The 14,082-nt window shown below is 48.5% G+C and carries 11 protein-coding genes; 6 read left to right on the forward strand and 5 right to left on the reverse strand.

The window, feature by feature from the left end:
* The first annotated feature begins 93 nt into the window (after positions 1–93).
* From DYH27_RS11355 to DYH27_RS11365, 3 genes are all read left to right on the forward strand, one after another.
* Positions 94–717: an HAD family hydrolase gene (locus DYH27_RS11355; RefSeq protein WP_025067555.1), complete on the forward strand. Its 624-nt coding sequence runs from the start codon at positions 94–96 to the stop codon at positions 715–717.
* Between the two features lie 155 nt (positions 718–872).
* Positions 873–1,691 (forward strand): 3-methyl-2-oxobutanoate hydroxymethyltransferase, encoded by an 819-nt coding sequence (gene panB, locus DYH27_RS11360; RefSeq protein ID WP_004353444.1) that lies wholly within the window; start codon positions 873–875, stop codon positions 1,689–1,691.
* Between the two features lie 211 nt (positions 1,692–1,902).
* On the forward strand, positions 1,903–3,078 hold the full coding sequence (locus DYH27_RS11365; protein ID WP_025067556.1) for an MFS transporter: 1,176 nt from the start codon (positions 1,903–1,905) through the stop codon (positions 3,076–3,078).
* A 95-nt stretch (positions 3,079–3,173) separates the two neighbouring features.
* Here DYH27_RS11365 and DYH27_RS11370 read toward each other — a convergent pair whose 3' ends face one another.
* Positions 3,174–5,384 carry a RelA/SpoT family protein gene (locus DYH27_RS11370; protein ID WP_025067557.1) on the reverse strand — a complete coding sequence of 737 codons (2,211 nt, stop codon included), beginning with the start codon at positions 5,382–5,384 and terminating at the stop codon, positions 3,174–3,176.
* Between the two features lie 189 nt (positions 5,385–5,573).
* On the opposite strand from DYH27_RS11370, the gene DYH27_RS11375 reads away from it, so the two are divergent.
* Positions 5,574–7,091 (forward strand): DUF4301 family protein, encoded by a 1,518-nt coding sequence (locus DYH27_RS11375; RefSeq protein WP_025067558.1) that lies wholly within the window; start codon positions 5,574–5,576, stop codon positions 7,089–7,091.
* 468 nt (positions 7,092–7,559) lie between these two features.
* On the forward strand, positions 7,560–9,506 hold the full coding sequence (gene rho / locus DYH27_RS11380) for a transcription termination factor Rho (protein ID WP_025067559.1): 1,947 nt from the start codon (positions 7,560–7,562) through the stop codon (positions 9,504–9,506).
* A gap of 300 nt (positions 9,507–9,806) precedes the next feature.
* Here rho and DYH27_RS11385 read toward each other — a convergent pair whose 3' ends face one another.
* Both DYH27_RS11385 and DYH27_RS11390 read right to left on the reverse strand, forming a co-directional pair.
* On the reverse strand, positions 9,807–11,063 hold the full coding sequence (locus tag DYH27_RS11385) for a type IX secretion system plug protein (RefSeq protein WP_025067560.1): 1,257 nt from the start codon (positions 11,061–11,063) through the stop codon (positions 9,807–9,809).
* Positions 11,060–11,506, reverse strand: coding sequence for a hypothetical protein (locus DYH27_RS11390; protein ID WP_004353475.1), 447 nt, complete (start codon positions 11,504–11,506; stop codon positions 11,060–11,062). Before DYH27_RS11390 ends, DYH27_RS11385 begins: the two co-directional genes overlap by 4 nt.
* Before the next feature lie 166 nt (positions 11,507–11,672).
* Between DYH27_RS11390 and galE the strand changes: the two genes are divergently transcribed.
* Positions 11,673–12,710, forward strand: a complete 1,038-nt coding sequence (gene galE, locus DYH27_RS11395; RefSeq protein WP_004353506.1) for a UDP-glucose 4-epimerase GalE — start codon at positions 11,673–11,675, stop codon at positions 12,708–12,710.
* A 769-nt stretch (positions 12,711–13,479) separates the two neighbouring features.
* Here the strand turns inward: galE and DYH27_RS11405 are convergent.
* Positions 13,480–13,908 carry a biotin/lipoyl-containing protein gene (locus DYH27_RS11405; RefSeq protein WP_004353503.1) on the reverse strand — a complete coding sequence of 143 codons (429 nt, stop codon included), beginning with the start codon at positions 13,906–13,908 and terminating at the stop codon, positions 13,480–13,482.
* A 10-nt stretch (positions 13,909–13,918) separates the two neighbouring features.
* Positions 13,919–14,068, reverse strand: a complete 150-nt coding sequence (locus DYH27_RS13445; protein ID WP_169447816.1) for a hypothetical protein — start codon at positions 14,066–14,068, stop codon at positions 13,919–13,921.
* Between the last annotated feature and the right edge of the window lie 14 nt (positions 14,069–14,082).

Genomic DNA, 14,082 nt, shown 5'->3' on the forward strand with positions numbered 1-14,082 from the left:
ATAATTTTAATAACTTCTTTGTCATATATAATCGACAAAGTTACAAAAAACTTTTGTAACTTTGCATTATACATATTATAATAAAAGGAAAGAATGGTAAAAGCATGTTTGTTTGATCTGGATGGCGTTGTCTTCAACACGGAACCATTATACACTTTGTTCTGGCACGATATGGGACGGAAGTACTGTCCTCAGATTGCTGACTTTGAGTATGTCATAAAAGGACAGACACTGGTGCAGATATTCGACAGGTATTTTCCGGGTGAGGAAAAAAAACAGCATCAGATTACACAGTCTCTGAATGACTATGAAAAGAATATGCCGTATGATTATGTCGATGGATTCGAAAATTTTATAAAGGATATCCAAAGTAAAGGTATAAAGACAGCCATCGTCACAAGTTCCAATCTTGCCAAGATGGAGAATGTGTACGCCCGGCATCCGGAGTTCAAGAAATACTTTAACGCAATCCTTACCTCTGAAGACTTCTCTGAAAGCAAACCTTCTCCCGACTGTTATCTGAAAGCAGCGGAAAGGCTCGGTGTCTCCACCAAGGATAGTGTTATCTTTGAAGACAGTGCTGCCGGATTGCGTTCAGGCACTGCCTCCGGTGCCCGTGTCATCGGGCTTGCAACCACTCTTCCTGTGGATGAAATCAAGGTTTTCACCCGAGAAGTTATCTGCGATTATAAAGGTTTCACTTTGTCAGTTGACTAAAAAGAAGTAACTTTGCAGGCTGGAAGTGGATTCCAAACTGCATAGTTCTCCGGAACATGGCTTGTCGCCTTTGAATTGCGGGGCATTCACAATCTCGCAAGGCAATCGCAATCTCGTATTGCAGACCGGCTCCAGAGACGATAGGTATTATATATATGGGATATTTAATAACAGACAAGAAAAAAGTTACAGCCAAGACATTGTTGCAGATGAAGGCTGCAGGTGAAAAGATTACCCAGATGACTGCCTATGATTTCACGACAGCCGGAATTATCGACACAGCCGGGATAGACAGTATCCTCGTCGGCGATTCTGCATCCAATGTGGTGGCCGGCAATCAGGATACGACTCCTATCACTCTTGAAGAGATGATTTATCATGCACGTGCTGTGGTCCGTGCATGCCGGCATTGTCTGGTCGTCTGCGATATGCCTTTCGGATCCTATCAGGTAAGCCGAGAGGAAGGAATACGCAATGCGATCCGCATCATCAAGGAGACAGGTGCCGGGGCAGTAAAGATGGAAGGCGGCAAGGAGATTGCCGAGACCGTGAAAGGAATCGTAGACAGCGGAGTCCCTGTCGTCGGACATCTTGGTCTTACTCCGCAAAGCATACACAAGTTCGGCGGATATGGGCTGAGGGCAAAGGACGACGCAGAGGCAGAAAGACTTATAGAGGATGCCCTTGCGCTTGATGCTGCAGGCGTGAGTGCAATCACACTTGAGAAAGTACCTGCTGCTCTTGCCACGAAGGTGACATCGATGGTGAAAGCTGCCACCATCGGTATCGGTGCCGGCAGCGGAACTGACGGACAGGTACTCGTCTATGCGGATGCACTTGGAATGACGCAGGGATTCAAACCTAAGTTTCTCCGTCAGTTCGCCAACGTCGGAAAATGTATGACGGAAGGTGTACAGGAGTATATCAAATGCGTGAAGGAAAAGTCTTTCCCTTCCGATGCGGAAGCATATTGATATACATTGTATTTCTTGCTTCATGATTATCATACGACAGACTGATTTTCTGATAATCATTGAAGATAATCATTGAATAGGATATAATCAAGATATGCAAGACATGGACAGGGCTACACCATCGGTACTTGATGAAACCGTAGGGAAGAAGGGCCGGAGAAGTCTGTCTCTGATTCTGAAATTACAGCTTTTGGATTCTGGAAAATAGCTTATGGATACTCAAAACATACCTGTTCACGTGCGACTTTGGAACAAGCGTTTCTGGATGCTGGCAATGGCAAACCTCCTGCTGGTTATGTCTTCTTACATGCTTCTTCCGGCAATCCCGCTGCGAATGGCAGAGTGGGGGTATACCCAGATCCAGACCGCATGTGTGTCTGGAATCTTCTTTGTGGGAATGTATCTGTTCGGCAGTCTGTCCGGATATCTTGTGCAACGTTATCGGCGCAAAAATGTCTTCTGCATCTCTACATTGCTGCTGCTGGCAGTTACCGGAATTTTCTACTATCTGAACACACTGTCCGATGACACATTGGATTACACACTGCTCATACTGCTCCGTTTCCTGCAGGGAGCTTTCTATGGTCTGTCCCAGCTGGTACTTCTCAGTACGCTGATCATCGACACCGTCGAGGCTGTACACCGTACAGAAGCCAATCATGCCGCAACATGGTTCGGACGTTTTGCTCTTGCACTGGGACCGTTGACAGGCATTCTTGCTTACCGGCACGCACAATTCAGTTCTGTACTGGTTCTTTCGTGCGCCTGTCTGACACTTTCTTTTGTTTTTGTCGGTCTCGTCCGTTTCCCGTTCCGTATGCCGAGCGAAGATCTCCACTGTTTTTCTTTCGACCGTTTCCTGTTGAAAGGCAGCCGCTGGCTGTTCCTTAACATTATGCTCGTCACCTCTGTAGCGGGTCTTCTGCTGACCATCGAGCATACGCCTCATTTCTATGGATTTGTCATGCTGGGCTTCCTCGTGGCTATTCTTGCAGAACGGTTCGCATTTGCCGATGCCGACCTTCGCAGCGAGGCAACTGCGGGAATGATTGCGATGGGAATCGCCATCCTGCTGCTGATAACGAACAGTCAGAAGAGTGTAGACTATATTGCGCCTGTTCTCATCGGATTCGGTATAGGGATAAGCGGCAGCCGCTTCCTGCTCTTTTTCATCAAACTGTCAAGGCATTGCCAACGAGGAACAAGCCAGAGCACCTACCTCCTTGCCTGGGAAACTGGTATTGGAGCCGGGATGACAGTTTCTTTCGGCCTGCTTGGCTGCTCTCAGATTCCTGTATTATGGGTGTGCCTGGGACTTCTGGCTGCTGCTTTGATTCTCTATGTTACTTTTGTTCACGGATGGTATATGGCGCATAAAAACCGGTAGGGTGTGACGGACAGGCCTCTCCCAACCGATTCTTTTTTCCATCAGAAGCCGATACTTTCTCCCTCTCTCCGGCAGGAAGTGTGAAAAGTTCTCCGTCATATCCTTACAACCTCTTTGACACCTTTCACTGTCCGCAGTTTCTTGATAAGCATGTTCAGCTTGGAGTTGTCATCAAGTAGAACAACCAGATTACCTGAAAAGAGACCGTCATGCGAGTCGATATTGATAGACCGCATGACGATTTTTTCGTCTTTAGAGATGACATTGGAAATATTGCTCACAATGCCGATGTCGTCGTTTCCGATGACACGCAGGGTGATGGCATACTGTGAAGAACCCTTCCCGCTCCAGCGTGCCTTGACGATACGATAACCGAAACGCTTGCGCATCTCCGGAGCATTAGGACAGTCGCAGCGGTGAATCTTGATGCCACCGCTGACGGTCACAAATCCGAAAACCGGATCACCGTAGATAGGGTGGCAGCACTTGGCAAGCGAGAAGTCAAGCCCTTTGAGGTTCTGGTCGATGACAAGCACATCATCGTTCTTTCTCAGATACTCTGTCGTCGGGTTCTCAAGCTCGAAGTTCTCCGCACTCTCAGTCTCCTTGGGCTGGTTGAGATTGTGGTCGTGGCTGTAAACCTTCTGGTATTCCTCAATGACATAATTAGGGTCGAGCTTCTCGTCAGCAATCTGTTTGTAGAACTCAGATACCTCTTTGAAGCCCAGCTTGCGCAGAAGATGCCCCATGGTGGCCTCTTCGATATCTATCTTTTTGTTCTTGAACCTTCGTTCAAGAAGCTCCTTGGCATAGAGACCGTCTTTGACCTGTGTCTCTTTCAGTGCCAGACGTATCTTGGCCTTCGCACGTGATGATTTGCAGATGCTGAGCCAATCCTGCTTGGGCTTCTGCGTCGTCGATGTCAGGATTTCAACAGTGTCGCCACTGTGCAGCTCGGTACGGAAAGACACGTTCTTTCCGTTGACCTTCCCACCTACACACTGATTCCCGATTCTGGAATGGATGTGATAGGCGAAGTCAAGCACCGTCACACCCTTGGGAAACTTCAACAGGTCGCCTTTCGGTGTGAAAACGTAGATTTCCTTCTCATAAAGATCGGACTTGAACTGGTCCATCACCTCAAGATTGTCGCCGGCCTCAAGTGCTGAACGGATTGAAGCCAGCCAGTCGTCCATGCCGCCTTCAGCCTTCACGCCTTTATACCGCCAGTGGGCAGCAAGACCATGCTCGGCTATCTCGTCCATGCGTTCTGTGCGAATCTGTACTTCCACCCATTTTTTTTCAGGACCGAGGACCGTGATGTGCAGGCACTCGTAGCCGTTGGACTTGGGAACAGAGAGCCAGTCGCGCAGACGTTTCGGATTGGGCTGGTACATATCCGTTACAATAGAGTAGGCCTGCCAGCACTGCATCTTCTCCTTGTCCGCAGGCGAGTCAAGGATAATGCGGATGGCAAAAAGGTCATAAATGCCCTCAAATCCGCATTTCTGCTTCTTCATCTTCTGCCAGATGGAATGAATGGACTTCGTTCTCCCCTTGATGTGAAACTTCAATCCAGCTGCCTCAAGGTGCTCGCTGACAGGCATGATGAATCTGCTTATGTAGGCATCACGTGCAGCTTTTGTAGCATTCAGCTTGTCTTTAATAAGGTAGTAGGCATCGTGTTCGAGATACTTCAGGGAGAGGTCCTCGAGCTCACTTTTCAGCTGATACAGTCCCAGCTTGTGTGCCAGAGGCGCATAGAGATAACTTGCCTCCTCCGACACCTTCCGCTGTGCCTCCTTGTTCTCCACATCGCGTATCTGCCGCATGAGGTTGACACGGTCGGCAATCATGATCAAGATGACACGCATATCTTCGGCAAAGGACAGCAGGAGATTACGGAAATTCTCGCTCTCGATGACTGGTGTCTTCTGGTAGAGCGTCTGTATGCGGATAAGCCCGTGAATGATTCTTGAGACACCGTCGCCGAATCGATTTTCTATTTCTTCGAGCGAGAGCGTCCCTCTTTGGACACTCTGGTGCAGGAGAATGGCTATGACGGAATCACGCTTCAAGCCTATGTCCTTAACCGCAATGGCAGCTGTCTGCAATGCGCAGAGGATGGGATTCAGCCCGAAGACGTTACGCCGGATGGTATTGTCGGCTATCGAATCGTGCAGGTGTTCGCGCAGCTTGGGAAGGTCGTTTTCGAGAAACGACTGCCCGAGCGTCTCCTTCAGTTCTCCGAGTATCAGCTCCGACTCTTCTTTCTCTTCATCCGTGTAAATGAATATCTCTTCCATAGGGCACATTACGTTTTATAGTTCATGGGCAAAAGTACATAAAAATCCCGACATATAAGCCTGCCGATATGAAAAGGTACAAAGGAAAAAGTCTTTATTAAGAATAAAACAGACAATTCGTTTCTTTCTTTCGATTAAATTCGTTATTTTTGCATTTACAAAACAATCTTTTATAATACTCTACCAATTATGTTGAAGAAAGAAGACCTAAAACAGATTCACGAGAAAGGAATTAGTGAGGAACAGATCAGCAGGCAGCTAGAAGACTTCAGGCGAGGTTTCCCCTACTTGAAACTGGAAGGTGCGGCGACACCAGGACAAGGGGTCTCGGTGCTCGACATGAAAGCCTGTGAGGCAGCATGCCGCACATGGCATGATTATCAGGCGGACGGTCACAGAGTGGTCAAGTTCGTTCCGGCTTCAGGTGCAGCCAGCCGGATGTTCAAGGATCTCTTTGCTTTCCTCAACGGAGACCATGAAGCACCTGTGAGTGAATTTGAAAAAGAGTTCTTTGCCAATATCCATCATTTTGCTTTCTTCAAGGAACTGTCCGGCAGATGTCTGCAACAGGAAGGCAGATCCGCTGACGAACTGATAGCCGACGGACACTATAAGGCAGTTGTTGCCACCTTGTTGAACAAGGAAGGACTGGACTACGGACAGCTGCCGAAAGGTCTGCTCCTCTTCCATTCCTATGATGACGGAATGCGCACGCCTATGGAGGAACATCTGGTTGAGGCAGCACGTTATGCGGAAAGCAACAAGAAGGCACACGTACATTTCACCGTATCACATGAACATCTGGACCTTTTCAAACAGAAAGTTGTGGAAAAACAGGCGGAATACGAAAAGAAGCTGGGAGTCAGCTTCGACATTTCTTTTTCGGAACAGAAACCCAGCACAGACACTATCGCTGTGAACCTCGACAACACGCCATTCCGCAACGAGGATGGTTCGCTGCTCTTCCGTCCGGGAGGACATGGGGCACTGATAGAGAATCTGAATGATATGGACGCAGAGGTGGTATTCATCAAGAATATTGACAATGTTGTGCCTGACCGATTAAAGGACTCGACCGTCAGATGGAAAATGATCCTTGCCGGGAAACTTGTCGAGCTGCAGAAACGTACTTTCGGATATCTGCGCCGGCTGGACAGCGGTCGCTGTACACGTGCAGAACTGGAGGAGATGGTCGGTTTCCTGCAAGATGAACTTTCGTGCCGGAAGCATGATGTACTGAGTCTTGACGATGCTGCACTGGCCGGTTACCTGCACCGGAAGCTGAACCGGCCGATGCGTGTATGTGGCATGGTGAAGAATGTAGGAGAACCTGGAGGCGGCCCGTTCCGGACTTACAATCAGGATGGGACAGTCAGCCTGCAAATTCTGGAAAGCTCCCAGATTGACAAGAATGACGATGCATCCATGAAGATGTTTACAGGAGGTACGCATTTCAATCCTGTTGACCTGGTCTGTGCCGTCAGGAATTACAAGGGCGAGGCCTTTGAACTGACAGATTACGTGGACAAGTCTACAGGATTCATCAGTTCAAAGTCGAAGAACGGGCGCGACCTGAAAGCACTGGAACTGCCAGGACTATGGAACGGAGCAATGAGCGACTGGAACACCGTCTTCGTGGAAGTTCCTCTCGACACCTTTAATCCGGTAAAGACAGTCAACGACCTTTTGCGCGAACAGCATCAGTAGCACTCTGCCGTCATGCCTGTCGGTGGCAGTCAACTTGTCCAACAAGCCAACGAGCACGCCACCTACTACAAATCTTTGAAAAGAGCGGCTGCACATCCGTAGTTCCCAATCGCTTGGGAAAGGTTTTCCCAGTGCCTGGGAACAGCATTCCCATTCGGTTGGGAATGCTGTTCCCAACGGTCGGGAATAACCGGGGCTACAGTAAGGGTACAGGCCTTCTTTTGCCGTTCTTACCTGGGACCGTCCCTTCGGAGTTATATTGCCATTGAGCGGTCATCCCTTTGTGTGTCAGGTCTCCGTTTTCCGTGCAGTTGCTCATTCTCAATAGAATAATCTTAAAAAAACAGGATAATTCTTGTGTGGTTCAAATAAAAATTATACCTTTGCGGCACAAAAAGACACATTTACGGATGTTTCAGCTTATGAAACATCTACGCTATCAAATGTAATTTCCTATACATATTATATATGTTAAGCAAAGAAGAACTATTAGAAAAAGAAGTGTCTGAGCTTGAGACAATAGCTCAGAGCACAGGAGCCGTCTACACCCCGGGCGACAGCAAGGACAAGCTCGTCTATGCCATTCTCGACAGGCAGGCGGAGGAGGCTGGTACGGCACATCCTTTAGAATCAAAGCGCAAGCGTACGAGAATAGCACGGAAAGACACAGACCGGGTTTATTCGGTTCATGGCGACGAGGGGGAGAACTTTGATGTACAGAAGAACAAGGCGGCTGGAGGGGCCGTACAGGCTGCACTGTTCAAGGAGCTTCCCGAACCGAAGACAGAGAAAGAAAAGAGCCCGGAAGAAATACTGGCTTCCATCCCCAAACACCGCGGACGCAAGTCAAAAGCCGAACTGGAGGCCATTGCGGCTGCAGAAGCCGCAATAAAGGCAAAAGCGGAACAGGACAAAAAAACAGAACCGGAGGAGGAAGTAAAGCAGAACAAGCCTGCTGACAACCCTGTCCCGGAGGACTTTATCCCTGAAGATCAGTTCTCCGACGACCGGCCGCAGGACGGGACAGAAGGCAAGGAGGACCTCCTCGCACGCCTGCAGGAGAAAGTGAATGCACACAATATGAACCAGGAAGCTGCCAGTACTCCTGCCGCACCGGAGGGTGTATGGAGCGGAGACCCGGGCGACGGAACAGACTTCATTCCTATTGTCGATCTGCCGATAGAAGACCAGGGAATCGTGCCGAACTATGATATGTTCGACCAGCCGACGACACCCGTCCAGATGCCGTCGTATGAAAATACCGCAGCAGCGGGCAGTGATTCAAAATATGATTTCTCAGACCTTATCAAGGCAAACGGAGTTCTCGAAGTGATGCCTGACGGCTATGGCTTCCTCCGTTCAAGCGACTATAACTATCTGTCTTCGCCCGATGATGTCTATATTGCCAACAACCAGATAAAACAATTCGGCCTGAAGACGGGCGATGTCGTGGAGTGTCATGTGCGACCGCCACGCGAGGGGGAAAAATATTTTCCGCTGACGAGCATCGACAAAATCAATGGACGCAAGCCTTCAGAGGTGCGCGACCGCATTCCGTTCGAGCATCTTACGCCGCTGTTTCCTGAAGAAAAGTTCTCCCTCTGCGGCGATCCACGTACGACAAACCTCTCTACACGTATCGTCGACCTGTTCTCTCCCATTGGAAAAGGACAGCGCGCATTGATTGTCGCACAGCCCAAGACCGGTAAGACGATTCTGATGAAGGACATAGCAAATGCCATTGCGGCCAATCATCCGGAAGCTTACCTGATGATGCTTCTGATCGACGAACGACCGGAGGAGGTTACGGATATGGCACGTACGGTGAATGCCGAAGTCATCGCCTCGACGTTCGATGAACCGGCAGAGCGTCATGTGAAGATTGCCGGCATCGTATTGGAGAAGGCAAAGCGCATGGTAGAGTGCGGGCACGATGTCGTCATCTTCCTGGATTCCATCACCCGTCTGGCCCGCGCCTACAACACAGTGGCCCCCGCATCCGGAAAGGTGCTGACCGGTGGAGTTGACGCCAATGCCTTGCAGAAACCCAAGCGTTTCTTCGGTGCAGCCCGCAACATTGAGGGGGGCGGATCGCTCACCATCATCGCAACGGCACTGATCGACACGGGCTCCAAGATGGACGAGGTCATCTTCGAGGAATTCAAGGGGACAGGCAACATGGAACTGCAGCTCGACCGGAGTCTCAGCAACAAACGCATCTTCCCGGCGGTCAATCTGGTTGCCTCAAGCACGCGCCGTGACGATCTGCTTCAGGATCGTACCACGCTTGACCGTATGTGGATTCTGCGCAAGTATATTGCCGACATGAATTCTATCGAGGCCATGAATTCCATCCACGACCGTATGAAACGTACGGAAAGCAATGAGGAGTTCCTGATGTCGATGAATGACTGAAAGTTTCTTTCCATAAGTCTTGCTTTTTCATAGTCTGAGGAGAGAGACATACAAAGTAAAAGGCTGGTTCCGAAAGTAAACTTTGGAGCTTTTCCTTTCAGGCGGCAGATTCTGCTTTCGTTCTGAAAACATCGCAGACAATGCGGCTGAACGAGGAAAAAGAATCTGATTGCCTGGAAAGAAAAAGAGGCAGAGAGTCGGCAATGTCCGCATATAGGCAAAAGTCCGACGTGGATTTTCAGAACATACAGAAAGTGTATCAAAAGTAGGAAACACAAGAGTTCAGGCTTTTGATACACTTTATTTCTTTATGTATTTTACATGCGCATATCCGACGAGCCTGTCGGTCCGTCCTCCCTGCGGCCGGAAATAGACAAGTGCCTGATAACTGTTTTCCGTCTGGTAATGACAGTTGTCTACCCTGAAAGAAGAGAGCTTTCCATGTTCATCCGCCGTAAGGAACTGATAATTATAATACCCGAACTTTAAAGGAACGACTGCTTCATAATATTTTCCTTCAGGCTGGTAACTCATTTCGTAGGCCGGAAGCAGCCGGTTGCAGGTCCAGTCACCATCAAGATAAAGCCGACAAGGGTAGGGGGCTGGTACATTGAGACGGAAATGTGTCTGGACATAATCACTGGTTGTATTTACGTCTGTGTTGTCGGAATTACGGATGAGAAACGCTCCGTCAGCGTCCTCGTCATAGACATAATTCAGGAAAGGAGATGTGGCAAAGGGATAGACATGATAATCTTTCCCGTCCCAGCTGATTCTGTCAATCCCCATAGAGGCGGCATCCGTTGAGAGAATCTCGAACTTTCTGTATTCATTGCCGGCACAGAAAATATAATCCTGGTTGTGCGTCCATCGCAATCCGTCTGGCATGACATACTGAGGTTTGCTGTTCCAGCGTGCATCCAGCCAGTTACGGTTCTGCATGACAACTGTCCGAATCTGCCGCTGCGGATTGCTTACAGTATAATTCCCATAATCAATCTGCATGTCAACCTGCTGGTGTCTGTCGTTGATGGTCCGGTCTGTCTGGGTGGTAATGGCCAGTCTTACTCCCATGGAATGTTCTGCCGGCTCGGTGAGCATGAAACAGGCCGTAAGCAAAGGCTGGTCCGTAAAATTATCATCATAAACTGACAACCGGTAGTTTCCCGACAGTCTGGGCCGGCACTTGCTGTTGGGTATTTCAAGATGATAGTGTGTATAAAGCGTGTTGGTAAGGGTTGACTCTTTCACATCATCTATTGTGTTTCCTGAAAGGAATCCTTCAGCCACATCGCTGTCGAAAAGGCCTGTCGAGGGCTGCCAGTCGGCTTCGCAGTGCTCCAGCCGGTAAGTCATCCGGCGGTAAGTATGTGTAAGGTCATCAAAGTCGATGCTTATCTTCCCAGTATTGAGGATGGTAATGGGCAGCTCCTGCCATTTCTGATCGGCAGTCACCTGAAGGGAACGGATGTTCCCATCTGTAATCTCGTGCCGCTGTGCTGACACCGCACACGGAAGAGCCAGGCCGAAGATGAAGGATAAAAACACCTTCTTCATTCTTCTTCCTTTAATATGTCATCCAGGAAACTGTCAAGTTCCTTGTCCAGTCCCTGCATGAGGTCGCCTCCGATAATGACAAGATCGTCATCTACAAGATAGAGCTCTGCAACATTATTCCTGTCATCGTCTTCAAGAATGAAGCTGTAAGGCTTCATGACAGACAGATTCTCCACGGTATCTCTCATGCGGTTCAGTTCCGACCGCAGGACAACAGCCGCCTCCTGATAGAAATCATCACTCTTGTTGTCTATCCACTGATCTATGACACAGCGGGTGATCTCATTGTCGCTGTCATCGAAAGCCATGAGATCGCCGCTGTCTTGCGATGCACGCAGATGAATGTCCGTCATCGGCATATCACAACCGCTGGCCATGAATTTCTGTGCGACTTTCTTCAGGAAACGCTCAATCTGCTGCCGGGTCTGTTCAGTTTCGGTCATATCAGATATGTATTGATTTGTTTACCTCGGCAAATATACAAAAAGTTTTCGGTTTTGCAGATGCGTGTACATTTTTTTACGTTCTTTTTTTGAAGGTTATAAAAAAAACGTTATCTTTGCAACATACAGGAACAGAACAGCCTGAAAAGGAAAAACTAAAGATAAAATGAAACAGACAATTCTTGTTACGGGAGGAACCGGATTTATCGGTTCACACACGAGTGTCGAACTGATAGAAGCCGGCTACGATGTCGTAATCGTCGACAATCTGTCCAACTCGAAAATCGAAGTGCTGGATGGCATTGAGAAAATAACAGGAGTCCGTCCGGCTTTTGAGCAGGTCGACCTCCGTGACCGTGAAGCTACAGAAAACGTCTTCCGCAAGTATCCGAAGATTGAAGGCATCATTCATTTTGCTGCATCCAAGGCTGTCGGGGAGAGTGTCCAGAAGCCTTTGCTATATTACAGGAACAACATCATCTCGCTGGTCAACCTATTGGAACTAATGCCTGCGTATGGCGTGAAGGGCTTTATCTTCTCAAGTTCCTGTACTGTCTACGGACAACCCAAGCCAGAGAACCTTCCTGTCACAGAGGATGCACCTCATCAGAAAGCCACATCACCCTATGGGAACACAAAGGAAATCAACGAGCAGATTATCCTGGACTATATTCACAGCGGAGCCGACATCAAGAGCATTGTCCTTCGGTACTTCAATCCTATCGGTGCCCATCCGACCGCATTGATCGGCGAGTTGCCGAACGGTGTACCCAACAACCTGATTCCTTATGTTACCCAGACGGCAATGGGAATCCGGAAAGAACTTACTGTCTTCGGCAATGACTATAATACACCGGACGGAACCTGTATCCGCGACTATATTTATGTTGTTGACCTGGCAAAGGCTCATGTCGCAGCAATGGCACGTGTACTTGATCAGGATACGGACAAGATTGAGTATTTCAATATCGGTACAGGGCGAGGGAATTCCACCAAGGAGATTGTCGAGACTTTCGAGAAAGCTACCGGCGTAAAGCTGAACTGGAAATACGGTCCGCGTCGTGAAGGGGATATTGAGAAAATCTGGGGTGATTGCACCAAAGCCAACACTGTTTTAGGATGGAAAGCAGAAACACCATTGACTGATGTCCTCGCTTCCGCATGGAAATGGCAGAAAAAACTGAGGGCAGACGGCGTGATGTAAGATAAACAATATACGATTAACAAAGTCTGTATTTGTATGCAAAACGGTATTGCAGGTATAACCTGCTTTATTTTGTGTTTGTGTTGTTGTTATCCCTCGATGTGAATCGGGGGATAATTTTTGGTCCTTCCGTTAAATGCGCAGACACCTTTCGTGTAGAACGTATAGCTTTAATGCGAAAGACAGACTTTTTACTGAGTCCATATATCTCCGTTTCCTGCACTTATGTTTATTGAATGTGCCGTCCGATAAAAGTTAAACCGCATGATTTCTCCATACATAGTCTCTTTTAAACAGACAATTCCGCATTCCTCTTGAAAAAGTAAGTCTCCCGATCAAGTTCTGCCGGCACAGCTCTTCTTCAGCTACACGCAGCTGCAGTTCCCGGCAATATTCTGCAAGGTACGGACCGTCGACACTGCTGGTGCTTACCGACAACACAATATGCGACGGGCACCAACACATTTACAGGTAAGGCCGGTCTATGCCTGCCGCTACCATATATTGTAAGGCGGTGATGAGTGGTTAATCACAGACACCGATGTTTACAAAAACAAGACAGCCATATTCAGGCAGGTTATGCCTCAATATGGCTGTTTTGTGTATGCTCCGGTTGAATGCGGTATAGCCAACCGTTCAGATAAGTCCTGTTACTATTGCCTGTACCCTTTGGATGAATGGGAATGTGAAACAGCAATGTGCTGATCAATATTCCCGGATGCCATCAACAACGGATGTGACAGTCCTCTGCAGGAAGGCTATCTCCGGCTTATTCAATGACAACCAGCGGGTCGTCCTCAAGCACAGCCTGCCCAACCTTTACTGCAATTGCCGTTACCTTTCCGTCCTTCTCTGCTTCAATGCTGTTCTGCATCTTCATGGCTTCCAGAACGACGACAGTATCGCCCGCTTTCACATCCTGCCCGACAGTCACCTCTACAGATGTGATGGTTCCGGGCAGCGGGGCTTTGACAGCAGCAGAACTGTTGATGGCAGCAGCAGGAGCAGCCTCATCATTTTCCTCAGCAGCTGCAGGCTTGCCAAGTTCAACCTTCTTTTTCTCGGGTTCGGCAGCCTTCTCCATCTGCACACTGTACTGTTCGCCGTTGACAGTTACTTCAGCAACATTTTCGGCATTGATTTCACCAATCTCGACTTTATATTCTTTGCCGTCGATCGTATATTTGAATTCTTTCATTTGATGTCTGTTATGGTTTCTTTGTCATTATCTCGAACTTGGCATCCCACATTGTCTGCTTCGGCAGAATGGTGATGATGCCCGGTTCGTTGTCGTGAACATTGTTTCCGGCAAACTCATAGAGTGCCATTGCAATCGCTGCATATACATTCTTGTTCATAGTCGCGGCCCCCT

Source organism: Prevotella denticola (assembly GCF_900454835.1).
In the GTDB taxonomy this organism is placed as follows: Bacteria; Bacteroidota; Bacteroidia; order Bacteroidales; family Bacteroidaceae; genus Prevotella; species Prevotella denticola.

What these genes read in the sequence shown, in the direction of transcription:
- DYH27_RS11355 (WP_025067555.1), top strand. Translation starts at nt 94, where the DNA reads ATGGTAAAAGCATGTTTGTTTGATCTGGATGGCGTTGTCTTCAACACG.
- DYH27_RS13445 (WP_169447816.1), bottom strand. Translation starts at nt 14,068, where the DNA reads ATGAACAAGAATGTATATGCAGCGATTGCAATGGCACTCTATGAGTTT.
- DYH27_RS11370 (WP_025067557.1), bottom strand. Translation starts at nt 5,384, where the DNA reads ATGGAAGAGATATTCATTTACACGGATGAAGAGAAAGAAGAGTCGGAG.
- DYH27_RS11405 (WP_004353503.1), bottom strand. Translation starts at nt 13,908, where the DNA reads ATGAAAGAATTCAAATATACGATCGACGGCAAAGAATATAAAGTCGAG.
- DYH27_RS11390 (WP_004353475.1), bottom strand. Translation starts at nt 11,506, where the DNA reads ATGACCGAAACTGAACAGACCCGGCAGCAGATTGAGCGTTTCCTGAAG.
- panB (WP_004353444.1), top strand. Translation starts at nt 873, where the DNA reads ATGGGATATTTAATAACAGACAAGAAAAAAGTTACAGCCAAGACATTG.
- DYH27_RS11375 (WP_025067558.1), top strand. Translation starts at nt 5,574, where the DNA reads ATGTTGAAGAAAGAAGACCTAAAACAGATTCACGAGAAAGGAATTAGT.
- galE (WP_004353506.1), top strand. Translation starts at nt 11,673, where the DNA reads ATGAAACAGACAATTCTTGTTACGGGAGGAACCGGATTTATCGGTTCA.
- DYH27_RS11365 (WP_025067556.1), top strand. Translation starts at nt 1,903, where the DNA reads ATGGATACTCAAAACATACCTGTTCACGTGCGACTTTGGAACAAGCGT.
- rho (WP_025067559.1), top strand. Translation starts at nt 7,560, where the DNA reads ATGTTAAGCAAAGAAGAACTATTAGAAAAAGAAGTGTCTGAGCTTGAG.
- DYH27_RS11385 (WP_025067560.1), bottom strand. Translation starts at nt 11,063, where the DNA reads ATGAAGAAGGTGTTTTTATCCTTCATCTTCGGCCTGGCTCTTCCGTGT.